The sequence below is a fragment of the Amycolatopsis sp. WAC 01376 genome, assembly GCF_003947415.1.
In the GTDB taxonomy this organism is placed as follows: Bacteria; Actinomycetota; Actinomycetes; order Mycobacteriales; family Pseudonocardiaceae; genus Amycolatopsis.
The window spans coordinates 479,593-503,779 of record NZ_QHKL01000007.1 but is presented as its reverse complement, the minus strand read 5'-3'; the positions used below and the strand labels follow the sequence as shown (position 1 = coordinate 503,779).

General features: G+C 67.8%; 26 protein-coding genes. 12 read left to right on the top strand and 14 right to left on the bottom strand.

The features are described 5' to 3' along the window. Window positions 1–20: 20 nt before the first annotated feature. The 4 genes from DMH03_RS32805 to DMH03_RS32790 are packed head-to-tail and all read right to left on the bottom strand — an operon-like array spanning window position 21 to window position 1,827. Window positions 21–509, bottom strand: coding sequence for an HIT family protein (locus tag DMH03_RS32805; RefSeq protein ID WP_125795844.1), 489 nt, complete (start codon window positions 507–509; stop codon window positions 21–23). Window positions 510–542: 33 nt separating this feature from the next. Next, window positions 543–1,022: a pyridoxamine 5'-phosphate oxidase family protein gene (locus DMH03_RS32800; RefSeq protein ID WP_125795843.1), complete on the bottom strand. Its 480-nt coding sequence runs from the start codon at window positions 1,020–1,022 to the stop codon at window positions 543–545. Further along, window positions 1,022–1,504, bottom strand: coding sequence for an SRPBCC family protein (locus tag DMH03_RS32795; protein ID WP_125795842.1), 483 nt, complete (start codon window positions 1,502–1,504; stop codon window positions 1,022–1,024). Before DMH03_RS32795 ends, DMH03_RS32800 begins: the two co-directional genes overlap by 1 nt. After that, window positions 1,501–1,827, bottom strand: a complete 327-nt coding sequence (locus DMH03_RS32790) for a helix-turn-helix transcriptional regulator (protein WP_125795841.1) — start codon at window positions 1,825–1,827, stop codon at window positions 1,501–1,503. Before DMH03_RS32790 ends, DMH03_RS32795 begins: the two co-directional genes overlap by 4 nt. A 784-nt stretch (window positions 1,828–2,611) precedes the next feature. Here DMH03_RS32790 and DMH03_RS32785 point away from each other — a divergent pair. Next, the gene (locus tag DMH03_RS32785; protein ID WP_125795840.1) at window positions 2,612–3,592 is read left to right on the top strand and encodes a tyrosine-type recombinase/integrase; all 981 of its coding nucleotides are present in this window, start codon (window positions 2,612–2,614) and stop codon (window positions 3,590–3,592) included. Window position 3,593: 1 nt separating this feature from the next. Here DMH03_RS32785 and DMH03_RS32780 read toward each other — a convergent pair whose 3' ends face one another. Then, the gene (locus tag DMH03_RS32780) at window positions 3,594–3,977 is read right to left on the bottom strand and encodes a hypothetical protein (RefSeq protein WP_125795839.1); all 384 of its coding nucleotides are present in this window, start codon (window positions 3,975–3,977) and stop codon (window positions 3,594–3,596) included. A gap of 66 nt (window positions 3,978–4,043) precedes the next feature. Between DMH03_RS32780 and DMH03_RS32775 the strand changes: the two genes are divergently transcribed. Further along, window positions 4,044–4,823, top strand: coding sequence for a glycerophosphodiester phosphodiesterase (locus DMH03_RS32775; RefSeq protein ID WP_125795838.1), 780 nt, complete (start codon window positions 4,044–4,046; stop codon window positions 4,821–4,823). 57 nt (window positions 4,824–4,880) lie between these two features. Here the strand turns inward: DMH03_RS32775 and DMH03_RS32770 are convergent, their stop codons facing one another. Next, window positions 4,881–5,555 carry a transglycosylase family protein gene (locus tag DMH03_RS32770; RefSeq protein WP_199746717.1) on the bottom strand — a complete coding sequence of 225 codons (675 nt, stop codon included), beginning with the start codon at window positions 5,553–5,555 and terminating at the stop codon, window positions 4,881–4,883. 270 nt (window positions 5,556–5,825) lie between these two features. Here DMH03_RS32770 and DMH03_RS32765 point away from each other — a divergent pair, with 270 nt between their 5' ends. From DMH03_RS32765 to DMH03_RS32755, 3 genes are all read left to right on the top strand, one after another. Then, the gene (locus DMH03_RS32765) at window positions 5,826–7,226 is read left to right on the top strand and encodes an MFS transporter (RefSeq protein ID WP_125795836.1); all 1,401 of its coding nucleotides are present in this window, start codon (window positions 5,826–5,828) and stop codon (window positions 7,224–7,226) included. 30 nt (window positions 7,227–7,256) lie between these two features. Beyond that, window positions 7,257–8,015 carry a thymidine kinase gene (locus tag DMH03_RS32760; RefSeq protein WP_125795835.1) on the top strand — a complete coding sequence of 253 codons (759 nt, stop codon included), beginning with the start codon at window positions 7,257–7,259 and terminating at the stop codon, window positions 8,013–8,015. A 226-nt stretch (window positions 8,016–8,241) separates the two neighbouring features. Then, the gene (locus DMH03_RS32755; RefSeq protein ID WP_005151365.1) at window positions 8,242–8,589 is read left to right on the top strand and encodes an RNA polymerase-binding protein RbpA; all 348 of its coding nucleotides are present in this window, start codon (window positions 8,242–8,244) and stop codon (window positions 8,587–8,589) included. A gap of 298 nt (window positions 8,590–8,887) precedes the next feature. On the opposite strand, the gene dapA is transcribed toward DMH03_RS32755, so the two are convergent. Continuing rightward, window positions 8,888–9,820 carry a 4-hydroxy-tetrahydrodipicolinate synthase gene (dapA, locus tag DMH03_RS32750; protein ID WP_233611762.1) on the bottom strand — a complete coding sequence of 311 codons (933 nt, stop codon included), beginning with the start codon at window positions 9,818–9,820 and terminating at the stop codon, window positions 8,888–8,890. A 73-nt stretch (window positions 9,821–9,893) separates the two neighbouring features. On the opposite strand from dapA, the gene DMH03_RS32745 reads away from it, so the two are divergent. Next, on the top strand, window positions 9,894–10,886 hold the full coding sequence (locus tag DMH03_RS32745) for a LysR family transcriptional regulator (protein ID WP_125795834.1): 993 nt from the start codon (window positions 9,894–9,896) through the stop codon (window positions 10,884–10,886). Here DMH03_RS32745 and DMH03_RS32740 read toward each other — a convergent pair. The 3 genes from DMH03_RS32740 to DMH03_RS32730 form a co-directional block, all read right to left on the bottom strand. Continuing rightward, window positions 10,779–11,564: an SDR family NAD(P)-dependent oxidoreductase gene (locus tag DMH03_RS32740; protein WP_125795833.1), complete on the bottom strand. Its 786-nt coding sequence runs from the start codon at window positions 11,562–11,564 to the stop codon at window positions 10,779–10,781. The two genes, DMH03_RS32745 and DMH03_RS32740, sit on opposite strands and share 108 nt — an antisense overlap. A 69-nt stretch (window positions 11,565–11,633) precedes the next feature. Continuing rightward, window positions 11,634–12,926: a sigma-70 family RNA polymerase sigma factor gene (locus DMH03_RS32735; protein WP_199749112.1), complete on the bottom strand. Its 1,293-nt coding sequence runs from the start codon at window positions 12,924–12,926 to the stop codon at window positions 11,634–11,636. 44 nt (window positions 12,927–12,970) lie between these two features. After that, window positions 12,971–13,345 (bottom strand): DUF4406 domain-containing protein, encoded by a 375-nt coding sequence (locus DMH03_RS32730; RefSeq protein WP_233611761.1) that lies wholly within the window; start codon window positions 13,343–13,345, stop codon window positions 12,971–12,973. A 51-nt stretch (window positions 13,346–13,396) separates the two neighbouring features. On the opposite strand from DMH03_RS32730, the gene DMH03_RS32725 reads away from it, so the two are divergent. Next, a complete protein-coding gene (locus tag DMH03_RS32725) occupies window positions 13,397–14,161 on the top strand; it encodes a DeoR/GlpR family DNA-binding transcription regulator (RefSeq protein ID WP_125796000.1) in 765 nt (254 codons plus the stop codon). Here DMH03_RS32725 and DMH03_RS32720 read toward each other — a convergent pair. From DMH03_RS32720 to DMH03_RS32710, 3 genes are read right to left on the bottom strand one after another with little or no spacing between them, the layout of a single operon-like run. Then, window positions 14,148–14,915 (bottom strand): polyprenol monophosphomannose synthase, encoded by a 768-nt coding sequence (locus tag DMH03_RS32720; RefSeq protein ID WP_125795832.1) that lies wholly within the window; start codon window positions 14,913–14,915, stop codon window positions 14,148–14,150. The two genes, DMH03_RS32725 and DMH03_RS32720, sit on opposite strands and share 14 nt — an antisense overlap. A 26-nt stretch (window positions 14,916–14,941) precedes the next feature. After that, window positions 14,942–16,534, bottom strand: a complete 1,593-nt coding sequence (gene lnt, locus DMH03_RS32715; RefSeq protein WP_125795831.1) for an apolipoprotein N-acyltransferase — start codon at window positions 16,532–16,534, stop codon at window positions 14,942–14,944. Window positions 16,535–16,543: 9 nt separating this feature from the next. After that, the gene (locus tag DMH03_RS32710) at window positions 16,544–18,154 is read right to left on the bottom strand and encodes an amidohydrolase (RefSeq protein WP_125795830.1); all 1,611 of its coding nucleotides are present in this window, start codon (window positions 18,152–18,154) and stop codon (window positions 16,544–16,546) included. A 142-nt stretch (window positions 18,155–18,296) separates the two neighbouring features. Here DMH03_RS32710 and DMH03_RS32705 point away from each other — a divergent pair, with 142 nt between their 5' ends. Together DMH03_RS32705 and DMH03_RS32700 are read left to right on the top strand one after the other, a co-directional pair. After that, a complete protein-coding gene (locus tag DMH03_RS32705) occupies window positions 18,297–19,685 on the top strand; it encodes a KamA family radical SAM protein (RefSeq protein WP_125795829.1) in 1,389 nt (462 codons plus the stop codon). Window positions 19,686–20,208: 523 nt separating this feature from the next. Then, on the top strand, window positions 20,209–20,682 hold the full coding sequence (locus DMH03_RS32700) for a DUF1801 domain-containing protein (protein ID WP_125795828.1): 474 nt from the start codon (window positions 20,209–20,211) through the stop codon (window positions 20,680–20,682). On the opposite strand, the gene DMH03_RS32695 is transcribed toward DMH03_RS32700, so the two are convergent. Beyond that, the gene (locus DMH03_RS32695; RefSeq protein WP_125795827.1) at window positions 20,658–21,209 is read right to left on the bottom strand and encodes a flavin reductase family protein; all 552 of its coding nucleotides are present in this window, start codon (window positions 21,207–21,209) and stop codon (window positions 20,658–20,660) included. The two genes, DMH03_RS32700 and DMH03_RS32695, sit on opposite strands and share 25 nt — an antisense overlap. A gap of 193 nt (window positions 21,210–21,402) precedes the next feature. On the opposite strand from DMH03_RS32695, the gene DMH03_RS32690 reads away from it, so the two are divergent. The 3 genes from DMH03_RS32690 to DMH03_RS32680 all read left to right on the top strand — a co-directional run bounded on the left by DMH03_RS32690 (window position 21,403) and on the right by DMH03_RS32680 (window position 24,187). After that, a complete protein-coding gene (locus DMH03_RS32690) occupies window positions 21,403–21,870 on the top strand; it encodes a GyrI-like domain-containing protein (RefSeq protein WP_125795826.1) in 468 nt (155 codons plus the stop codon). A gap of 37 nt (window positions 21,871–21,907) precedes the next feature. Further along, window positions 21,908–22,717, top strand: a complete 810-nt coding sequence (locus DMH03_RS32685) for a MerR family transcriptional regulator (protein ID WP_125795825.1) — start codon at window positions 21,908–21,910, stop codon at window positions 22,715–22,717. 159 nt (window positions 22,718–22,876) lie between these two features. Then, window positions 22,877–24,187, top strand: a complete 1,311-nt coding sequence (locus DMH03_RS32680) for a lysine N(6)-hydroxylase/L-ornithine N(5)-oxygenase family protein (protein WP_125795824.1) — start codon at window positions 22,877–22,879, stop codon at window positions 24,185–24,187.

Below are 24,187 nucleotides of genomic sequence, written 5' to 3'. Positions count from 1 at the left end.
TCAAACCACACCGACGCGCGTCAGATGGCCATCTGTTCGCCGAGGCGACGGGCAAGCTCGGCTAGTTCGTCGTCGGGGACGTCGAGGTAGCCGCGGCCCGGCTCGAAGACGGCGGTCTGCTGCTGGTCGTAGGGCACGCCGGGTGGCAGGGGAGCGAGATGCCAGTGGACGTGCCGGTTGGCTTGCTGGCTGCCGAGGGACAGGACATAGAGGCGTTCAGTGGGAAGCAGGTCGGCGAGTGCGCTGCCCGCGCGGTGCACGACCGCCTGGAGGGCAAGGTATTCGTCGGTGGTGAAGTCGGCGACGACGTGTTCTCGGTGCTCGACCGGAGCGACGAGGAAGTGCCCGAGCACCGACGGGAAACGACTGGCGAAGACGACGGCATGGTCGTCGCGGTGGGCGATGTGGTGGGGATAGTCGGGATTGCCGGCGAGTAGTTCGCAGACGAAACAAGCACGGCGGGCTAGGTCGAGGTAGACGTCAGGCTGCCAAGGCGAACGCGTGGTCACCAGTCTCGTCTACCAGAGCGGATCGCCTTGCGGTCAGACTAGCCACTGACCGGACTGCATCAGGGTTCTGTCGCCGAGCTCGGCGAAGGAGCGCCATGCTTGCAACCGGGTCGGGGTGAGCTGGAGGTAGACGAATCCGGGTGTATGCCGCGGGTCAGGACCGCCCCGCAGCAGTGAAGCGAACGCATCGGCGACGGCCGGATCAATCGCGTCGGGTTCGATGACTTTCATCGTGCCGTCGATCATGACCACGTCGTAGGGATGACCGATGGCCGCTCGTGCTCGTGCGGTGGCGGCCACGTTGGTCACCGTCCGGCTGTTCGCGAAGGTCGCGAACGTGAGCACCTCGCCGTTGTGGTGGAACAGGAGCGGGACGAGGTGTGGACCGTCGGCATCGCCCGTGGCCAACCACGCGGCGGTTTCCGAACGCAGCAGTTCGAGCGCATCACTCCTGCGCTGCAACAGTTCCCGTGGTGGCTGCATCGTGTCGCCGACAGTGCTCGACGCCGCCATCAGCGGCTCCCGGTCAGCAGCTGGGCGTAGCGAGCGAGGTACAGCGGCCAGCCCGCGTCGCCTCCGACGCCGTCACTGACGGCTTTCCAGCTCGGTCCGTGGCGATCCAGCTTGCGGTGTTCGAGCTCCAGGCGCGTACGCTGCGCGGCTTCGGCGATGAAGCGGACCTCGACCTCGCTTGTGTGCTCAGGGTCGCATTCAATCTGCCATTGGGGGCTGATGTCCCAGCTGAAGACGACGCGACGCGGGGGATCGTAGGCGAGTATCCGGGCCCAGCGGCACTCGCTGCCGTCCACCCCGCGGTCGAAGATGTGACCACCGACGTGGGGCTCGAACACCGTCTCGACGATCTCGACCTGAAGCAGATTGTGCTCGGGCGGCTTGAAGTCGCCGAATCGCTCGGTGAAAACGGTGAAGGCCCGTTCGATCGGGGCGTTCACGACGACCTCCTTGCGGACCACCGTGCTCGTTGCCTGGGTCATCGCTGATCTCCTTCGGGTTGTTCGACGACGTCCTTGTAGCCGGCCAGCGCGCGGCTCCAAAAAGTGTCGAGCTGATCGCGTAACGCGCCCATGGTGGCCGCATTGAGCTGGTAGATGCGCTTGGTGCCGGCGGGGCGGTCGGTGACCAACCCTGCGCCTTTGAGGGCCTTGAGATGCTGGGACACCGCTGGTCGGCTGATCGGGAGCTGGTCGGCGAGTTCACGGACGGACCGTGGCCGCTCGGCCAGGCACTCGATGATCGCGCGCCGACTCGGATCCCCGAACGCGTTCCACGCGGCATCCGTGACTCGGTAAGTCTCCACGAACGGTAAGTCTAGACTTACGGGTCGCCGGTGACAACACCGAAGGATGAGCGGTCTTTACAGGTCGGGGCGCGGCGGATCCAGGGTTGCGCAGCGAGTTCAGGGCGCTTGCGGGTGAACTGGTGGCCCGCCGAGCGCGAAGGCGAAGCTCGGTCGGACTGGGCGACGACCTCAGTGGTGGGGTGCGCGGTAAAGCCGTAGGACAGGGGTGGGCTAGCGGTTCCGGACAGCCAGACGGCAGTTACTTGACATAATGTACATTATCGGCACTTTGGCTGACCTGGAGAACAAGGGTCGAGAGGGGTCTCTGGCGGGAGCCGAAAGGGCCCTTTGCTACATGTCATGTAGCAAAGGGCCCTTCGCCGCGTCGGATGCGGGCACGGCTCCCTTCGGCTCTCCCTGAACCCAGGTGGCCCTTGATCCTCCGAGGCGACCCGGAGCACCCCCGGGGACGCAAAACGGATGCCCGATCACCCGGCCTCAATACGTCACTGTGACGAATCAATTCGGACGTCTCGGGTCGATGTTGATCAATGGAGGCGCCACCTGGGCTCATCTCGCCAATCTGGCCATCCCGGCGGTCATGTCGAGGTCTCCGAAGCTCCAAGTGTCACGACAGGAACTTCGGACGGAAACCGGCCGCGGAAGTCCCGAGCGGGACGCCAGGGAGCGGCGAGCGAACCGAGATCCCCCGCGAGGGGCTTCCGGACCCGTCACTCCGTTTCATGCATAATCACTATTATGCATGAAACGGAATATAACCCAGTGTAAGACTGTCGGTGCCATGCGGTACAAGATGCTCATGAGGGTTTCCGAGGCACAGCAAGCCTTTTTCGCCGCACGTCGTCCCCGTAAGGATTCTCCTCACACCACCGACGCCTACCGCCGCGACCTCGCCGGCATCACCGCTCTTCTGCTCCACGAGCTCGGCCGCTCCCCCGACGAACTCACCGTCGAGATGCTCACCGCTCAGGCGCTCCGCAACGCCTTCGGTGCCTTCGCGGACACTCACGCGAAGAGTTCGGTGCTGCGTGCGTGGTCGACCTGGAACCAGTTCCTCACCTTCTGTGTGTCCGACGGGCTGCTCGCGGGCAATCCCATGGGCGCGGTCGCGCGTCCGAAGGCACCTCCGTTGACGCCGAAACCGTTGCGGGGCGAGGAAACCCCGGAGCAGTTGCTCGCGGCCGCCGCCGACGGTTCGCGCCGCACGAGGGATCCGTGGCCGGAGCGGGACGTGCTGGTGATCGCGCTCGGGCTGGTCGCCGGGCTGCGTGCCGCGGAGATGCGGGCGCTGACCGCGCGGTCGCTGGTCGGTCGTCAGGGCGAGATGCGGTTGCACGTCACCGGTAAGGGCAGCCGTGACCGGTCGATCCCGGTGCAGCCGATCATGGAGAAGATCATCGAGGAGTACCTGGCTTCGTGCCGCCGCCGCTTCCCGCAGCAGCGGTTCGGGCCCTCCACTCCCCTCCTCCGGGATCGTGCCGGCGAGCCGATCGGCCGCGGCGCGCTCGAGTACCTGGTCAAGTCGTGCTATCGGTGGGCGGGCCTGCACGACCGTGTGCCGGTCGGGGCGAATCTCCACGCGTTGCGGCACACCTTCGCCACCCGGCTGGCCGAGGACGGCGCGACCGCGTCGGAGATCATGGCGCTGCTGGGGCACGCGAGCCTGGCGACCAGCCAGAACTACATCGAGGCGACCGGTCGTGAGCAGCGAGCGGCGGCCGCGAGCAACCGGACGTACCGGGCGTTGGACGGGATCGTGTAGCTCAGCGGAGCTGTTCGAGGTCTTTGGCGGCCTGGGCGATTTCGCCGGCGAGGCCGCGGAGTTCGGCGACGGACGCGCCGTCGTCGGCCGCGGTGACGATGTCTTCGGCGGCGCAGCGTAGTTGGAAGAGCCTGTCCTGCAGGGTGGCGATCTCGGTGTCGGAGAGGACGACGGCGTCTTCGGGGAGACCGCTGCGCTGGAGGGCGGTGCGGCGTTCGTAGGCCCGCTGGCGGCAGGATTGCCCGCAGTAGCGGCGGCGCCTGCCGACGTTGCCGCCTTGTTCGAGCCGTCGGCCGCACCATCCGCAGTGTTTGGGTGCTCCCGCGCGACGTAGCTCGGACACCTCTTCGGCGGACGTCTTCGGGTGTTCGGCGACTTCCCTCACGGATCAGACCCTAGCTGGCCATCCGACGATCATGCCGAGGCCACGGCCGAAGTGCACACTAGTGGGGTGCCGACCTTGTTTCCGTACCTCGCCGATCCGCTCCCGCGTGCCTTCGCCCATCGGGGCTGGCATCTCGGTGACCTGGACGGACTGGAGAACTCGCTGCCGGCGTTCCAGCAGGCGGTGAATGAGGGGTATCGCTATCTCGAGACGGATGTGCACGCGACGTCGGACGGTGTGGTGGTCGTGCATCACGATGCCGCGCTGGACCGGACGACCGATGGCGCGGGGTTGATCTCCCGGCAGACGTGGGCGCAGTTGCGGAACGTCAAGGTCGGCGGTCGCGTGCCGTTGTCGCGGCTGGAGGACGTCCTCGAGGAGTTGCCGGAGGCGCGGTTCAATATCGACGTGAAGTCGAACGAGGCGGTGGCGCCCTTCGTACGGGCGATCGAGCGGACCGGTGCCTACGAGCGGGTCGCGGCCGCGTCGTTCTCCGACGCGCGGCTCGCGCGGATCCGGAGGTTGGCGGGGCCGAAGCTGGTGACGGCGATGGGGCCGCGTTCGGTGGCGGTGATGTGGGCGAACGGGTTTTTGCCGCTGGTCTCGCTGCGGGCGTTGTCGCGGGGTGCGATGGCGCAGGTGCCGGTGCGGCAGGGGCGGTTGAAGGTGGTGGACCGGGCGTTCCTGCGGCAGGCGACGCGTGGGGGTTTCGAGGTGCACACGTGGACGGTGGACGATCCGGCGGAGATGCGGCTGCTGCTGGATTTGGGGGTGCACGGGATCGTGACGGACCGGCCGGATCTGCTGCGTGAGGTGCTTCGGGAACGCGGCGCTTGGCCCTCCTGATCCGCGTTTGGTCCTCTAAATGCGCGGACAAGCGCATTTAGAGGACCAAACGCGGGGTCATCGTGGTGGTTTGCCGTTCCAGGCGGCGTCCCAGGTCTTGGGTCCGAGGCGGCCCGAGTCGTTGATGCCGTTGGCTCGCTGGAGGGCGAGGACGGCTTCGCGGGTTTTGTCGTAGTAGCAGCCTGTGCCGGTGAAGCCGTAGCCGAAGGCGTTCATGCGGAGCTGGAACTGCTTGAGCGGGGCGGCGCAGTCTCCGTAGGCGTAGACGACGCCGGGCCAGGCGGGTTGGGGGCCGCCGGGCGGAGCGGGCGGGGTCGGCTTCGGTTTGGGCGGAGGCGGCGGGGCGGGCTGTCCTCCCCCGCCGATGTAGGCGGAGTCGTCATAGGACGGGACGCGTTTGCTGCGGCCGTCGCCGTCGTTGCGGAAGCCGAGTTTGCCGGCGCATTCCCAGGGTTGCCAGCCGCGCATGCGGTACAGGTAGAGGGCCCGGTAGTCCTGTTCGCGGGGGCTGGCCTGGTCGGGGCGTCCTTGGCCGCCGACGCTGCGCCAGGTGGGCAGGTCGAACTGGTAGGCGCCGTAGTAGCCGTTGCCGGTGTTGATGTTGTAGCGGCCGCTCGATTCACACATGCGGAGCTTGGCCCAGTGGGAGCCGTGGGGGTCCGCGGCGGCTGATCCGGTGGTGGCGATCTGCAGGCCCGTGACGGCGAGGGCGAGCAGGAGCGTTCTCGCCACTACGCGGTGTGCTGTGCGAAGGCGATGGGTCCTCATGAGCGGAACAGTAAGTACAGGACACATGCTTCACAAGAGTCACAGCTCGCACTCCAGCCTCACATGAAACACACAAGGATCGTGGCAGCGACACGCCGACGATGGTCGTGGAGGTTGCCGGGAAGGGTTCGTCTCGCGTCGAAACGAACACGGTCCCGGCTTGTGCCGGACAGGTGGGCTCGATGACCAGTAGTCTCCCGCTGACCTCGACGTTCTCGACTTCAGGAGCAGTGCATGACGGTGGCCGTGACCCGTGAACGCAAGCGGGTGTGGCGGGCTTGGTACCTCTACGACTGGGCCAATTCGCCGTTCTATTCGTCGGTCATCACCGTCTTCGGAGCGCTCTATTTGAGCGAAATCGCGTCCGCGGACGCCAAGGCGAATTTCACCCTTAACGGGGACAGGGCGTGCACCGATTCGAGTGGAGCTTCGAGCACGCTGCAGAACTGCGACGTCTCGTTGTTCGGGCTGTATTTCCCGGCGGGCTCGCTGTGGGGCTATCTGCTGTCGATCGCGACGGTGACGCAGGTGCTGGTGCTGCCGATCGCCGGCGCGATCGCGGACCGGAGCAGGCACAAGCGGCGGATCCTCGGCGGGTTCGCGTTCCTTGGCGCGGTGGCGTCGGCGCTGATGTTCTTCATCTCGGGGACGAACTGGGAGGTCGGGGTCTGGACGTTCATCCTGGCCAACATCGGTTACGGCGGTGCGCTGGTCGTCTATTACTCGTTCCTGGTGGACATCGCGGAGCCGGATGAGCGGGACGCGGTGTCGTCTAAGGGGTGGGCGTTCGGGTATCTCGGCGGCGGTCTGGCGCTGGCGCTGCAGCTGGGGTTCTTCATGGGGCATGACTTCTTCGGGGTGAGCGAACATCTGGCGATCCAGATCTGCTTCCTGACGTCGGGGATCTGGTGGGCGGTGTTCACGGTCCCCGCGGTGCGCGCACTCCCCCGGACTCATGTGCCGAAGTCCGCGGAGCGGGGGCTGTCGGTGCTGACGGCCGGGTTCAAGGAGCTGAAGCAGACGATCAGGGAGGCGCGGGCCTATCCCCTGACGCTGGCGTTCCTCGGCAGCTACCTGGTCTTCACCGACGGGATCACGACGGTGGTGGCGGTGTCGGCGCAGTACGGCAAGGACGAGCTGAAGTACAGCACGCAGGTGCTGATCGTCACGATCCTGGTGATCCAGTTCCTGGCGTACGCCGGGGCGATGATCCACGGTGCGATCGCGGCGCGGATCGGGGCGAAGAAGACGATCCTGGGCAGTCTGGTGGCCTGGGTGGTCGTGTTGTGCTTCGCGTTCTTCATCGAGGCCGGTCAGCCGTTGCAGTTCTACGCGGTGGCGGTCGGGATCGGGCTGGTGCTCGGTGGAACGAACGCGTTGTCGCGGTCGTTGTTCGGGCAGATGATCCCCGAGGGGAAGGACGCGCAGTACTTTTCGCTGTACGTGGTGGGTGAGCGCGGGACGTCGTGGCTCGGTCCCCTGTTGTTCGCCGCGGTCGGGCAGATCACCGGTTCGTTCCGGTGGGCGATCATCGCTTTGGTGATCTTCTTCGTGCTCGGTTTCGTGTTCGTGTGGCTGGTGCCGGTGCGCCGTGCGATCGAGGCGGCGGGCAACCGGCCACCGGCGGTGCTGTGACGGCGGAGCGTGCCGATAGGGTCGAGCGTCGTGACCGTACTGAAGGAGAGTGGCCCGGATCCCACGGACGCGTTGTCGTCGGTGCCGGTGGCGGGTTCACGGCGGGGTGTGCCGGTCGTCGGGAAGTTGAAGTTCTGTTACGGGCCGATGGACTGCGGGAAGTCGACGCTGGCGTTGCAGATCGACCACAACCACGCGCGGCAGGGTCGTCGCGGGATGGTGCTGGTGCGCCACGACCGGTCCGGTGAACCGCAGATCACCAGCCGGATCGGGTTGACGCGCAAGGCGATCGAGGTCGGGAACGAGACCGATCTGCGGTTGCTGGTGCGTGAGCAGTGGGCGGCTGGCCGGCACGTGGACTACTTGATCGTCGACGAGGCGCAGTTCTTGTCGCCCGATCAGGTGGATCAGCTGGCTGAACTGGCCGATGACGTCCAGATCGACGTGTACTGCTTCGGGATCGCGACGGATTTCCGGAGCATGTTGTTCCCGGGGGCGGCGCGGTTGTTCGAGCTGGCGGACGAGTTGCAGCCCGTTCAGGTCGAGGTGCTGTGCTGGTGCGGGCAGACGGGGCGGTTCAACGCGAGGGTGTCCGACGGCGAGGTGTTGCGGGCCGGGGACACCGTCGTGGTGGCGGATACCGAGCAGTTGGTCGTTGAAACTTCATCGGCATCACCGTCTGAGGGCGAACCGAACACGGTCCGTTATCAGGTATTGTGCCGTCGGCACTTTCGACTGGGCGACCTGGGGCCGACCTCGGCCCAACACGGTCAGTTACGGTTGACGTGACAGGCGTACTACTAGCCCATCTGGGGGATATCCGCACCAAGATGGCCGTATTGACGTCACGCCAGAGCGCGAAACCACTCCTACTAGGAGAAGCTGTTGCCACCGGGTGACACAGCTCATCGTGAGCAAGGACATGCTGTTCAGGGAATCCTCTGGCCCTCATTGTCGTTGCATAGGGTGAGCATCACCCTGGCTCCACCCGGAGCTGACTGAAAGGACCCCCATCATGGCCGACCGTGTTCTCCGTGGAAGCCGGCTGGGAGCGGTCAGCTACGAGACCGACCGCAACCACGACCTCGCGCCCCGCCGCACCGTGCGCTACGCCTGCCCCAAGAACCACGAGTTCGAGGTGCCCTTCTCCGACGACGCCGAGATCCCCTCGGTGTGGGAGTGCAGGCTGCACGGCAGCGAGTCCGAGATCGTGGACGGCGGGCAGCCGGAGCAGAAGAAGGTCAAGCCCCCGAGGACGCACTGGGACATGCTCCTGGAGCGTCGTTCGATCCCGGAGCTCGAAGATCTGCTCAACGAACGTCTCGCCGAGCTGAAGGGACGCAGGACCACCCGGTCCGCCTGACGCACGGCACAAGTAGCTAGCCCCACCACGAATCGGCGAAGCCCCCGCGACCTCCCTCCGCGGGGGCTTCGCCGCGTCTGGGGGATGTCAGGAAAGGGTCGTTCAGGACGTTTCGACGCTGTGAGGGAAGTCGCCGGAACGCACCCCGACCTCAGCAGCACGCTCCGCTGCCCTGGCCGACGGGAGCCGGCGCGCCCCTGTGTCCAGTGTGGACACGTTTCGATGACTGAATGTCCGATTGGTAACGAAATGGGCGGTTTTGTCAAAGGGTCGTGAGTGGCAAAGGTCGTTCTAACCCTCATTGCCACTCACGACCCCCTCGCAAAACACCCAAATCGGGCACCACCTCAACCCCCGCTTGACCAGCGGCCTCGCGAAGCCGCCGCAGGTGCTCGGGCGGTGATTCGAGCAGCGGGAGCCGGACCGTGGCGTGCGGGATGACGCCGAGGTCGGCCAGTGCCGCCTTGGCCATGATCGCTCCTTGCGAAGTACGCATGATCACGTCCGCCAAGGGAAGCAGCGCGTCGTTGAGTGCCCGCGCGGTGTCGAGGTCTCCCCCGCGTACGGCGCCGATGAGTTCGGCGTTGCGGTCGGCGGCGACGTTGCCCACGACGCTGACCAGGCCGGTGGCTCCGGCGGCGAGGTAGGGCAGGTTGAGTTCGTCGATGCCGCAGTAGTAGGCCAGCGGGCTGCGTGCCATGACGGACATCGCTTCGAACAGGTCGCCTTTGGCGTCCTTCACGGCCCGGATCCGGGGATGGCGGGCGAGTTCGATCAGGGTGGCCGCCTCCAGGGCGGTTCCGGTGCGGGCCGGTACGTCGTAGAGCATCACGGGCAGGTCGGTGGCGTCGGCCACCGTTCGGCAGTGCGCCACGATTCCGGCCTGTGTCGGTTTGGAGTAGTAGGGGCAGACGAGCAGGAGCGCGTCGGCTCCGGCCGCCTCGGCTTCCTTCGCGCGGCGGATGCAGGCGGTGGTGTCGTAGGTGCCGACGCCGGCGATCACGCGTGCCCGGTTTCCGGCGAGGGTCGCCACGGTGTGGACGAGCCGGGTGGCTTCGGTGTCGGTGAGGGTGGGTGCTTCGCCGGTGGTCCCGCCGACGACGATGCCGTCGCAGCCGGTGGCGAGCAGGTGGCCGACCAGGCCGGTGAGGCCGGGTTCGCTGAGCGCGCCGCCGGGTTCCATCGGGGTGACCATGGCGACGAGGTTGGAGCCGAAGAGCGATTCGGTCATGGAATCGATCCTGTCGACACCGATACCTGCGGTCCAGCGATGCTTTATGACCGGTATTGCGTAGCCTGGCTTCATGATCGAGGTCGGGGCCCTGCGGGCGCTGCGGTCGGTGGCCGCGCTGGGGACGTTGGCGCGAGCGGCGGACGAACTGGGCTTCACCGCGTCGGCGGTGTCGCAGCAGATCAAGCGGCTGGAGCGCCAGATCGGGATGCCCGTTCTCGCTCCGGCTGGACGCGGAGTCGTGCTCACTCCGGCGGGGCAGGCTGTCGTCGACTCCTCCCTGGAGGTGTTCCAGGCGCTCGAGCGCTGTGCCGAGGCCGCCCAGTCGGTGGCGGAGGGCGCGCCTCGCGGCGTCTTGCGGGTGGCCGCGTTCTCGACGGGTATCCGCGGGCTGCTCGCCCCCGTCCAGCCGCGGCTCTTGTCGCGGCACCCCGATCTCCGGCTGCACATCACCGAGCAGGATCCCGACCAGGCCCTGCATTCGGTCGAGGCCGGGACGGCTGATCTCGCGCTCCTCCACGACGCCGACGGCCTGCCCGTCCCGCTGTCCCCCGCCCTGTCCCGACGGCTGGTGCACACCGATCTCGGTGACGTCGTCATGGCCGAGACCCATCCGCTCGCACGCGCCGAGCCCCCACTGGACGGAGCCGACCTTGCCGGGTACACGTGGGTGACCAGCCCGCCCGGCACGGTCTGCCACCAGTGGTTCCGGCGCCTGTTCGCCGGGCTGACCGGGGAGCCCGACGTGCGGCATCTGGTCGACGACTTCTCCACGCAGCTGTCACTGGTCGCCTCGGGTGAAGTCGTCGCGCTGATCCCGCGCCTGGCGCGCCCGCCCTTGAGCGAAGGGCTGCTCGCCCGGCCGTTGCGGCGCCCGCCGACGCGCGAGGTGCACGCGGCGTGGCGCCGCAGCGCCGAGGCCAGCCCCGCGATCAGGGCTGTGCTCGCGGAACTCCGGTCAGCTGGGGAACATGCTGGTCACGTTGACGAAGGTGCCGGTGATCCCCATCGCGTCGTCGGAGGCGAGGAACGCCAGCGTGCGGGCGACCTCGGCGAGACGCGGTGAACGTTTGGTCATCCGGGCCTCCTTGAGCCCGTTGAGGACGTTCTCCACCATCTCCGGGCTCGCGGGCAGCTGGTTGTTCACCGCGGAGAGCTTCTCGGGGGTGAAGGTCTCCGGGATCCCCGCGACCCAGATGCCGAGCGCGCGGACACCGTGCGGCCCGATCTCGACGGCGAGATTGCGGATGTAGGTGTCGAGCGCGGCGTCGATCGAACCGGTCGCGCCCATCATCGGGCTGCCTTGGGCGGAGCCGCTGTCGAGGGCGAGGATCGCGCCGGAGCCCTGCGTGATCATGTGCCGGGCGGCCGCTCGGGCGGTGATGAAGTTGGTCGTGACGCCCGTGGTGATCGGGCGGACGAAGTCCTCGACCGACATCTCCACGAGCGGGCTGCCCTGGACGTCGCCGCGCGGGACGAGGTTGAGGGAGATGTCGAGGCTGCCGGCCTCCGCGACGACGGACGCGGCGTGCGCATCGACCGCGGTCTCGTCCATGGCGTCGACGACGGCGACTTCGGCCAGTCCCCCGGTCTCCTTGATCTCGTCGGCGACCTTCGTCAGCGCCGGTTCGTGGCGGCCGGTGAGGAAGACACGGGCGCCGCGCGCGGCGAACTCCTTGGCGACACCGCCGCCGATCGATCCGCCGGCGCCGTAGATGACCGCGTTCTTGTTCTGGAGGCTCATGAGGGTGTTCCTTCCGCTTGATCGGGTTCGACCGTTGAGACGCGGAAGGGGCGTGGATCTCATCGGTCCTCAGGTGATCGTCAGCGGCAACCCGAACGCGGGGAACAAATGCGGTTCGAAAGCGGTGATCTCCGCGACCTTCCCGTCCTCGATCCGCAGCACGTCGAGCACCTGTGCGCGGTAGATCCGGGTGCCCGGCCGCCGGACGTAGCCCGCCGCGGCGGGAAGGCGATTGGCGATGGCAGGAAGGTGCTTCCATTCGCCGAAGTACGTCGGTGACGCGGGGTCGAAGGACTCGGCGACGAAGCCGAGGAAGACGTCGCGGCCGGAGAACCACAGCGGGTTCGGCGGCATCGTGACCAGCACGTCCTCCCTCAGCAGCTCGGCCATGACCCGGCTGTCGCCGCTGCCGGTGGCGGCGGCCATGTAGCGCCGCAGGATCGTTTGCTCCTCCTCGGTCGGCTGGACGGTCCGTGCCCAGTCGGTGCGGCGTTCCGGAAGGCGTTCGCGCAGGGTGGGGCGGGCGCGCTGGAGTGCGCTGGTGACCGACGCGACGGTGGTTTCCAGCAGGTCGGCGGTCTCCGCGGCCTTCCAGCCGAGGACGTCGTTGAGGATCACCACGGCCCGCTGTTTCGGCGGGAGATGCTGGATGGCGGCGAGGAAGACCAGCTCCATCGTTTCCCTGGTCTCCGCGATCTCGTCGGGTTCGGCCTCCGCCGAGACCAGCTGGCTGTCCGGGAAGGGTTGCAGCCAGGGCAGGAACTGGGGCGGTTCGCCTTGCTGGTCGACGCCGGGCAGCGGGTCGTACGGGCGCGGGACCCGTTTGTTGCGCCGCAGGAAATCCAGGCAGGTGTTGGTGGCGATGCGGTAGAGCCAGGCACGGAAACTCGACCGGCCTTCGAAGCCTTCGCGGCCGCGCCAGGCGCGTAGGAACGTCTCCTGGACCAGATCCTCCGCGTCGTCGTAGGACCCGACCATGCGGTAGCAGTGCACGCGCAACTCTCGTTGGTGCTGCTCGATCCTCCCGGCGAAGGCGACCTCGTCCACGGTTTCCGTCACGGGCGCCTGCGTGACGTTTTCGTCTTCGGCCCGCAACGCCAGTTGAGCGATGCGTCGCAGCCTTCCGACGTCGGAGGTGAGCGAGGTGAGATCGGTGAGGAACGCCTCCGGCGGCTGAGGTGCCAGCCGGTTCGCGACGTGGCCGACCTCGGCGATGAGGGCTTCCACGTCGGGGGCGGGGTCGTGCCGTGACCGGTAGGCCCGCTGGCGGCACGCGGCCGAGCAGTAGACGGCCACGCGCCCGCGCGAACCCGCCTTCGATGGCAGCGGGCCTCCGCACATTCCGCAGACCTTCCCGGTCACGGCTCACCTTCCCCCAGAAACGTCACACGCGGTCGAGTTACGCATTATGCGGCTTGGTAGCCCGGGATGTCCTCGACACGGTGATACACCGCCAGCCCGCGGGAGAGCGCGATGGCGACGTCCTGGTCGGCGCCGGTGGATTCCCCAGGCAGGCGCAGGACGGCGTCGCAGTGGTGCAGGAGCCTGTCGGCCGTCGGGTACATGACCTCCTTGGCGATCGGGTCCGCGACGGTCTTCCCGCCCGCGCCGCGCAGCACCGGGAGCGCGACCCACTCGCCGATCATCGGCACGTGCCCGCTGCGGAAGATCGGCCACGCGGCCTCTTCGAGCCGGGCGAGGTTGCGGGCGAGGAGTTCGGGGTCGTCGCCGGTGCCGGAGCGGAACGGACCGGCGATGAGGATCATCAGAGGTTTGCTCATGAACCGGAGCCTAATGTGCAACAATCGGCAAGAACAAGGAGGAACGTGCACATGTTGGCTGCGCAACGCCGAGACCTGCTGCTCGAACGCTTGAAGACCGAAGGCCGGATCGTGGCCAAGGACCTTGCCGCCGAACTCGGCATATCAGAGGACAGTATCCGCCGGGACCTGCGAGAACTCGCCGACGCCGGACTCTGCCAGCGGGTCTACGGCGGTGCCTTGCCGGTCTCCCCCGCCACCGCGGACTACGCGACCCGTATGGCGGTCAGCGTCGCGGGCAAGGAACGGATCGCAAAACGTGCAGCAGCGTTGATCCGCCTGGGATCGACCGTCATCCTCGACGGCGGGACCACCGCGCTCGCGCTGGCGAAGGCGCTCCCCGTCGACCTCGAAGCGACGATCGTCACCCACAGCCCCACGGTCGCGGCCGCGCTCGTCACGCATCCGAAGGTCGAGGTGTTCCTGATCGGCGGACGGCTCTTCAAACACTCGGCTGTCACCTGCGGAGCGACCGCGGCGGAAGCGGCGATGAACGTCAACGCCGATCTGTTCTTCCTCGGCGTCACCGGCGTGCACCCGGAGACCGGGCTCACCACCGGCGACTCGGACGAGGCCGCGATGAAACGCACCCTCGCCAAACGGGCAGCCGACACCTATGTGCTGGCCAGTTCGGAGAAGATCGGCGCGGCCTCGCCGTTCACCGTGCTTCCCCTCTCCGACGTCGCGGGCGTGATCACCGACGCGGCGCCGGACGAACCGACGGTGAAGGAGCTGGGGAGGCTCGGGGTGAGCGTGCTGGGGGTCAGCCCTTCTTGACCAGGCCGCGAAGCTGCTGCCAGCGACGCTTGATCCCCCACAAACCGACCAGGAGGATCGCCTCGCGCACGACCGAACCGCTCATCTTCGACTGACCGACCTCACGCTCGGTGAAGGTGATCGGCACCTCGACGACCTCGAACCCGGCCAGCTTCGTCCGGAACGCCAGGTCGATCTGGAAGCAGTAGCCGCGCGAGGCGATCTCGTCGAGCGCGAGCTTCTCCAGCACCGTGCGGCGGTACGCGCGGAAGCCGGCGGTGATGTCGTTGATCTTCATGCCGAGCGCGACCTTCGCGTAGAAGTTCGCCACCCAGGACAGCGCCTTGCGCCGGAACGGCCAGTTCACCGTGCTGCCGCCGGGAACGTAGCGGGAGCCGATGGACAGGTCCGCGTCCTCGAGGGCAGCGAGCACCCGGGGCAGATCTTCCGGCGCGTGCGAGCCGTCGGCGTCCATCTCGACGATGGTGGCGTAGTCACGGGCGAGACCCCAGCGGAACCCGGCGACGTACGCGGCGCCCAGCCCGGCCTTCTCGGTCCGGTGCATGACCTGGATCCGCTCGTCGGCCTTCGCGAGCTCATCGGCCACATCGCCGGTCCCGTCCGGGCTGCCGTCGTCGACGACGAGGGCGTGCACGTCCGGGAGTGCTTCGAGCAGACGTTCCAGGATCGGCCCGATGTTCTCCCGCTCGTTGTACGTCGGGACCACCACCAGCACCGGGTCGATTCCCTGGGCCCCCCGCGGCGCCTGCGCCATCCGCTTTTCCTCCGTGTTCCGGCGGGTCAGCCCGCCGCTTCCCTCGTTGCCTTGGCGGCGCTCGCGCGCCGGGTGCGGAAACGGAGCACGTACCCGCCGGTAACCCCGGCGATCGCCAGAGCCAGCAGCCCGTACTCCGTCGTCACACCGAGTCGATCCGACAGCGTAGTCTGCTGCCTCAACGGCACGCGCCCCACCAGGGAGTCTGCGGTGAACAGGCTGGTAGAGGCCGTGATCGAACCGTCGGGAGCGACAATCGCGCTCACTCCGCTGGTGGCGGAAACGATCACCGCGCGCCCATGTTCGACCGCCCGCAGCCGCGACATCGCCAGCTGCTGGTAGCTCATCTCCCCCGGCCCGTACCAAGCGTTGTTGGTCGGCACGACGAGCAGCTCCGCGCCATCGGCCACCGACTCACGAGCCGGGTAGTCGAACGCCGTTTCGTAACAGATGAAGACGCCGACCTTCGTGCCCGCGACGGACAGGGCGGCGTTGGCGCCATCACCCGGTGTCATGTTCGCCACGCTGTCGACGAACGGTGTCACCAGCTTCGCGAGCTCACGGGCCGGGACGTACTCGCCGAACGGGACGAGTTGCTGTTTGGCGTAGCGCTGGCCCGGGCCGGTGGCCGGATCCCAGACGAGCGCGGAGTTCTGCGCGCTCCCGTCGGGCAGCCGGACCAGCGCGCCGATGATCGCCTGCGTGCCGTAGTCGCGGACCATCTGGTCGACGCCGGCGTCACCGGTGCGCATGGCCATCGCGGTCTCCGGCCAGACCAGCAGATCGACATTCGTGTTGGTCGCCTTGAGCTTTTCGAGCAGCCGGGCGCTCTCGGCGAGGTGGTTGTCCCGGAGTTCGTCGCGGCGGCCTTCCAGCGCCAGGCCGATGTCGGGCGCATTGCCCTGCACCGTGGCGACGGTGAGTTCGCCGTCCTGCGCCTCGGTGCCGATCGTCGGCCACACCGCGAGCCCCGCCACCACCGGCACCAAGATCAGCGCCGACGCGGCCACCAGGGAACGTCGCGGATCCGCGCCCTTCAGTCGCAGGCACAGCGCCGCGAGCCCGAAACCGGTCAGCACGACGGCGAGCCCGACCAGCGGAGCGCCGCCGATCGAGGCCAGCGAGACGAAGGCGCCCTCGGGCTGGCTGAAAGCGACGCGGCCCCAGGGGAAGCCGCCGAAGGGGAACCAGGTCCGCGGTGTCTCCAGCGCGATGATCACCAGCGCGGCCCACAACGGCCCGAGCGGCAGCCGCCACACCACGGTGGCGAAAGCCCCGCCGAAGCCGAGATACACCGCAAGCGCCATCGCCAGCCCGAGCCACGGCCACGGCCCGAAGCCAGGACCGAGGAAATCCAGCAGCCACGTCAGCAACGGCAGGAAGAACGCCACCCCGAACACGAACGCGTAGCCGAACGCGCCACGGAACCGGCGTCCGTGCACCACCAACGCGAAGCCGGTGAACGCCAGCGGCGCGAGCCACCACAGCGGACGCGGCGCGAAACTCAGGTACAAGGTGAAACCCGACGCCGCGGCGACGAGGAAACGCAGCAGCCAGGCGCGGGAGAACCGCTTCCGGGGCGCCGCTTCGGGATCCGGATCGGTCACGGTTGTGGACACTCCTGAACCCTAGGCCGTCCGGGTGAACAGATCGTGGATGACCTGCCCGTCGCGGACCGTGCGCAGGCACCGGGGCAGTGTCGCCCCCTCCGCCAGGTTCGGCAACGGCGGAACACCCGCCCGCGGATCGGTCGACCAGCGCTGCACTCGCGAGTCCGGGGTCGCGACGACCAGGTCCTCGGCGTCCCAGATCGCGTAGTGCGCGGGAGCACCCGGGACCAGGCTGCCGGTGACGCCGTCGTTGACCCCGGCGGCGCGGTGCCCCGCACGGGTGTGGGCGGTGAAGGACGCGCGAGCGGACAAACCCGAGCCCGCTGTGCGGTGATAGGTCCCGGCGCGGACCGTGGCCCACGGGTCGACCGGCGTGACGGGGGCGTCGGAGCCGAACGCGAGCAGGAGCCCTTCGGCGGCCATCGCGGCGAAGGGATTGAGCTTCGCGGCCCGTTCCGCGCCGAGACGGTCGGTGTACATGCCGTGGGTGCCGCCCCATTCGGCGTCGAACTGCGGTTGGACAGAGGCGACCACACCCCAGTCCGCGAGCGCCTTCGCCTGGTCGACGTCGATCATCTCGACGTGTTCGAGCCGGTGGTGCCTGGCGGCCAGCGCTCGGCGGCCGACGGTCTTCTCCGCGAGCCGGAATCCTTCGACGACCTCGGCGACCGCGGCGTCGCCGATGACGTGGAAACCGGCCTGGAGCTCGGCTTCGGTGCAGGCGCTGATGTGTTCGGCGATGGCGGGGGCGTCGAGGTAAAGCGTCCCGGAGGTACCGGGTGCGTCGGCGTACGGCTCGTGCAGGGCGGCGGTGCGGGAGCCGAGCGCGCCGTCGACGAACAGGTCGCCCGCGACGCCCCTGGCACCGAGTGCGCGGGCGTTGTCGACCCCGCCGCGTTCACCCCAGTAGCCGACGACCTCCGGCAGTCCCGGTCCGGAGGCGAGCGCGAGCAGGTCGGTGAGGTCTTCGGCGCCGGAGATGTCCGGGCCCGCACATTCGTGGACGCTGACGACTCCCCGTGCGGCCACTTCGGCAAGGAAAGCGCGCTGGGCCTCACGGCGCTGCTCCGGCGTGATCGCCTCGCGCATCGCGGCACGCACGAGATGGTGGGCTTCGCGGGTCAGAGGCCCATCGGCAGACCAGCCCGGCGCCTCGTGCACGCCGGAGGCGAGCGCGACAAGTGCGCTGGAGACGAGCGCGGAATGGACGTCGACCCGGCTGAGGTACACCGGAGTCCCGTTCGACGCCTCGTCGATCTCCGCGCGGCTGGGCAGCCTGCCGTCGGTCCAGCGGGATTCGTCCCATCCGTGCGCGACCAGGACCTGACCGGGCCGGACGGCGTCGCGGACCGCGGCCAGCAGTTCACCGGCACCGCGGATCCCCGCGAGGTTCAGCCCGGTGAGGTGCAGGCCGGTCGCGGTTGCGTGGACGTGCGCGTCGACGAAGGCCGGGGCGACGAAGGCGCCGTCGAGGCCGACCACCTCGGCGTCGGGATGCAGTGCCTTGGCCGGTCCGTCCTGTCCCACCCAGACGACGGTGCCGTCGGTGATCGCCATGGCCGTGGCGTCGGGAGCCGAGGGGCTGTAGATGCGTCCGCCGAGCAGGAGTGTGGTTCGCGCGTTCGTCACCCTCCCGAGTTTGCAGCGTCCGGACGACCACGCGACCGGCGGGTCGGCATGATTTCGACACACCACGCAGGACAGGAATATTTACGTCTTCCGAACGATGTGACAGGATAATTTCACGCGTTTCCGACGACGAGGAGCACAAGTGACTGCGATCCAGCAACCGACCTCGCCGGTGGCCGCCTACGATCAGCCCTACGACTACACCCGAGTCGAGCTGATCGAACCCGACTGGCGCCGCTTCCCCGGCTGGCACGACGTGACCGAGGCAGAGTGGCGTGACGCGCAGTGGCAGCGGGTGCACTGCATCCGCAACGCCAAGCAACTGCGCGCCCTCATGGGTGACCTGCTCGAGGAGCGCTTCTACGAGGACATGCTCGCCGACCAGCGCGAGATGGCCACGATGTCGATGCTGCTGCCGCCGCAGATGATCAACACCACGGCGCCCAACGCGGGCACCGACCCGGCGAAGGTGACCGAGGCCTGGTACGCCGACCCGATCCGCCGCTACATGCTCCCGGTGCGCAGCGACCGTGACACCGAGTGGCCGAGCCACCCGCACTCCGAACGGGACTCGCTGCACGAGGCGGAGATGTGGGTCGTGGAGGGGCTGACGCACCGTTACCCCACCAAGGTCCTCGCCGAGATGATCTCCACCTGCCCTCAGTACTGCGGGCACTGCACCCGGATGGACCTCGTCGGCAACTCCACCGAGCAGGTCGAGAAGCACAAGCTCTCGCTCAAACCGGTCGACCGCCAGGACGCGATGATCGACTACCTGAAGAAGACCCCCGGCGTGCGTGACGTCGTGGTCTCCGGCGGTGACGTCGCCAACGTGCCGTGGCCGCAGCTGGAGTCGTTCCTGATGCGGCTGATGGACATCGACACCGTCCGCGACATCCGGCTCGCCACCAAGGCGCTCGCCGCCCTGCCGCAGCACTGGATCCAGCCGAAGGTCGTCGAAGGCCTCGAGCGCGTCGCCGGCACCGCGCAGCGCCGCGGCGTCAACCTCGCGATCCACACCCACGTCAACCACGCCCAGTCGGTGACCCCGCTGGTCGCGGAAGCCGCCAGGACCGCGCTCGATGTCGGCGTCCGCGACGTGCGCAACCAGGGCGTGCTGATGAAGGGCGTCAACGCGACCCCGGCCGAACTGCTCGACCTGTGCTTCGCGCTCCAAGGCGAGGCGAACATCCTGCCGTACTACTTCTACATGTGCGACATGATCCCCAACGCCGAGCACTGGCGGGTCTCCGTGCACGAGGCACAGGAACTCCAGCACGCGATCATGGGGTATCTGCCGGGCTACGCCACTCCGCGCATCGTCTGCGACGTGCCTTATGTCGGGAAGCGGTGGGTCCACCAGCTGGCGGAGTACGACCGCGAGCTCGGGATCTCGTACTGGACCAAGAACTACCGGACCGGGATCGAACACGAAGACCCCGAGGCCTTGCAGCGCAAGTACCCGTACTACGACCCGATCTCGACGCTGCCTGAAGCCGGCCAGCGCTGGTGGCGTGACCAGCCGCGCTGATCAGTTCGGAAAACTGGTCAATACCGGTTAGGGACCGGATGCGACTGGTCCTGAAGCGGTCCGGGAGCGGCCCAGAGATAGGACACTGAGCCGCCCTGGGCCGCACTTTCGCACGCTGCCGGACAGTACGAGTCCGCCCGCCGTCGGCATCCAGTTCGCATTCAGGCGTAACGGCGGTAACGGTATCGGCGCGGAACTGGCCGCCGAGCGGGCAAAACTCCCGTCGGTCGTGACGCGGCTGACTTCCTTCAGGGACGGCCTGAGCGAGACCATCGCGACCGTTCGCCAAGCCGTTCTTGAAGTCGCTGACCGGCAGCCTGGAAATGCTGCGCGCCGGCGCGGTCTTCAGTATTCGACCGGCCGAAGTGGTACCGCGATCGCAAGACTCGACCGTCGATGATGCGAAATCCGCAAATCCTTCTGGTTCACGGCCGGGCCGGGCGAACCGCGATATTCCTCCAAAGATGTACTTGCGCGTGATTCCTCACTCGGCCGGTCGATATCGCGAGTACGCTTGGCCGCCATGTTCACAGTGGCAGCGTCCAATCTCAACGAATATTTCGCCGCGGATCCCGCCAGGGAAGCAGACCTTCGGGCGGTTGACCGCATCGTCCGGGACGCGGCGCCGGAGCTGAAACGGGAGTTCTTCGGCGGCACCGGCGCGGGAAAGCCCGGGATGGGAATGAGCCTGATCGGCTACGGGAAGTTCCAATATCAGGTCAAGTCCTCTTCCGACCCCATCGATTGGCCGGTCATCGGACTGGCACTGCAGAAGAACTACCTCAGTCTTTACGTCGCCGCCGTGCGGAACGACCGATACCTCGTCGAGGACTACGCGGGCAAACTCGGCAAGGTCAGCCTCGGCCAGAACTGTGTCCGCTTCAAGAAGGCCGACGACCTGGACGACTCGGGTCTCGGCACACTCCTCCACCACGTCCAGGACGGTCTCGCCACCGGCGAACTGGAACTGCGCTACGGTCGCGTCAAAGCATCCTGATCCGCTACGGCGCGGTGGAAAGCGCTGCGGAAGAACACCAGACCGGGCAGGCGCCGGTCGCGGCGGTTCGCGTCGAGAACACGGCTGAGGAAGATCGAGTGATCGCCACCCTCGTAGGTCTCGGCCACCTCGCATTCCAGCCAGGCCAGAGCGCCGCTCAACAACGGCGCCCCGGTGTACGGGCCAGGGCGCCAGTCGACCCGGTCGAACTGAGCCGCACCCTCAGGGCGACGCTTGTCGGCGAAGTGCCTGGCCAGCTGTTCCTGCCCTCGGCCGAGCACCGACACGCCCAGCCTGCCGGTCGAAGCGATCGCGTCGTGCATCCGCGCAGTGCGGGCGACGCAGCACAACACCAGCGGCGGGTCGAGGGACACCGACGTGACCGAGTTGGCGGTCATCCCGTGCGGTCGCTCACCGGCGACCGTCAGCACCGTGACACTGGTCGCGAACTCGGCAAGCACGTCTCGCAGCGGGGTTCCAGCCGATGCGGCGGGATGCCGCGCCGGCACTCTCTCGTCGCTGGCCACCTGGTCTCCCGTCTCCGGTGCCGTCGCAGATCAGCGTGCCGCCGAAAGGTCGAGCCCACCACCTTCGTCCGTGCGCAGCGCTGCGTCACCATCGGGTGAACCGGCCGCGCGTTCTTGACCCTGCCCTTGGGGCAGGCATCAGTGTCGCCCCTGACCGGGCGAACAGCGTCCGCGCAGACAGGGAGAGGCCCCCATGACCGAGATTCTCGAGCGCGACGTACCCGAGCAGTTCGTGCTCACCGAGCAGCGGACCGTCGCGGCGCCCGACGTGAAAGAGTGGCTCACCGAGGCGATGGACCGGCAGTTCGGCATCGCCCAGGCGATGAACGGGCTGACCGGGCACTGGTTCGTCGTCTACCACGGCCAGTTCACCGACGAGACGCCGGAGATCCCCGTCGAGGTCTGCGGTCCCGTCGCCCCGGATGAGGCAGGCGACCTGGCGACCCGGGTCGAGCCGGCACACCGCGAGGCGTATCTGCGGCTGAAGAAACACCAGTTCACCAACCCCTCGGAGATCGCGAACGCGTTCGCCACGGTGGCACAGTGGGTCGCGAAGCAGGGATATACCATCTCCGACGCGCCCCGCGAGGTGTACTTCACCGATCTTATGGCCGCCGCCGACGACGAAGACGTCTGTGACATCGCCTTCCCCATTCGATGACCGCGTCCGTCCGCTCACCTGTACTACGCTCGATGGCGTGGACGCCCTGCTGAAGATCGGCGTGTTCGCACGCCGATCACGCTTGTCGCTGAAGGCGCTGCGCCTGTACGACCGGCTCGGCCTGCTCACACCGAGGCATGTCGACGCGCAGACCGGCTATCGGTGGTACGAGGAAAGCCAGTTGGAAACCGCGAGGCTCGTGGGCACGCTGCGGCGCTTGGACATCCCCCTCTCCACCATCGCGGAGATCATCTCGGCACCGTCGCCGCACGCTGCCGAGATGATCACGCGGTACTGGCAGACGATCGAACGCGACATGTCCGTCCGTCGCGAACTCGTCAGTCACCTGCTCGGCACGATGCGCGGGGACACACCCGACACCACCGCGGTCGCCGTACGAGACGTGCTGCCACAGCAGGTCCTGACCGAACAGCGGCATACGACCGTCGACACACTCTCCTGCTGGCTCGGCGGCGCGTTCGGCAGACTGCACAAGGCCGCCGCGGCTCTCGGCGGACCCGCCGGCCACCCGTTCGCCGTCTACTACGGCGACGTCTCCGAGGACAGTGACGGGCCGGTCGAGGTCTGCGTGCCGATCTCCCTCGACGTGACACCCGCCGCCAAGTTCGCCGTCCGTCCCGAGCCCGCGCACCGCGAGGCGTACCTGCGCCTGCGTCGCGCCCAGGTGGAGTTCCCGCAGATCCTGTCCGCCTACGACCTCGTCACGCACTGGATCTCCCAGCGGGAGCTGAACATGACCGGCGCCCCTCGCGAGGTGTACTTCGCCGACTTCGCCTCGGCCGAGCCGGACGACCAGGTGTGCGACGTCGCCATCCCCGTCGGCTGAGCCCCTCCGGAAAAACAGGCATACCACAATGTGGATCTGCCGCCCGCTTTCGCGCTGCTGAACACTGAAAGCACTGACCGAGCCGGGTCCTGTGTGGACAACAGCGATTCACGCCGAAGGTGGATAACAGTGGCGGCACCCGAGACGAACCGTTTGGCGGTGGCCACCGGACGAAACCGGGAGCAGATCCGGTACCGGTGTGTCGGGATCGGCATCGGCCCGGCCAATCTGAGCCTCGCCTCGCTGCTGCACGGCCGTCCCGACATCTCGAATCTGTTCCTCGAACGCGAGCCTGAGTTCGGCTGGCATGAGGGGCAACTGTTCCACGGCGCCACGCTGCAGGTGTCGCTCCTCAAGGATCTCGTCACCCTCGCCGACCCGACCAACGAGTTCTCGTTCCTGGCGTACCTGCACGACCAGGGCCGCATCTACCACTTCGCCAACGCTCAGTTCGACGCCATTCCACGGCAGGAGTACCGCAACTATCTGGAATGGGCGAGCAAGCGGAACAAGAACCTGCTTTTCGGTGAACGAGTGCGGTCGGTCGAGTTCGACGGCCTGTTCCGGATACGGACCGACCATCGGACGTTCACGGCGGAGAACATCGCCGTCGGTATCGGACAGCGCCCGTGGCTGCCCGCCTGCACCACCGGCAAACTCGGCGAGACCCAGTTCCACGTCAGCGATTTCCTCACCACCGCGGGTGACCTCAGCGGCAAGCGGGTCGCCGTCGTCGGCGGCGGGCAGTCCGGGGCGGAAGCGGTACTCGATCTGATCAGCCGCGTCGAACGCCCGGTCGCCAACGTGACCTGGCTGTCGCGGCGGCCGAACTACCTCCCGCTGGACGACTCGCCGTTCACCAACGACTACTACATGCCTTGCCATTCGGACTACTTCGCCGGGTTGGACCCCGCGACGCGGGCGGAGTTCAACCGCCGCCAGGTCCTCTCCAGCGACGGCATCTCGATGTCGACCCTGCGCCAGCTGTATCAGCAGTTCTATCTGCACCGGTTCGTCTACGGACACGAGGGCCTGGTGTCGCTGTACCCGAACCGGGAAGTGGTCGACGTCGCCGGGAGGCCCGGCGAGTGGGAGCTGACCTGCCGTCACAACGCCCACGCCGGAACGCTCGAACGCGTGCGGGCGGACGTCGTGGTCTGGGCGACCGGCTACCGGCCCTCCCGGATGGACTTCCTGACACCGCTGGAAAGCCGGCTGGAACGGGAGAACGAGGAATACCGCATCGACCGCAGCTTCGCCGTCCGATGGGACGGACCGAGGGACCGGAACATCTTCGTGCAGAACGCGACTCGGCAGCAGCGCGGGCTCGCCGACCCGAACCTGAGCCTGCTCGCGTGGCGCTGCCGACGCATCATCGACCGGTTGCGCGAGGTCGACTCCGATGACCAGCTCCCGTCGTTCCTCGAGTGGTCCGCCCAGCGGCCGGTCGACGGCCAGGAGAGGACCTGA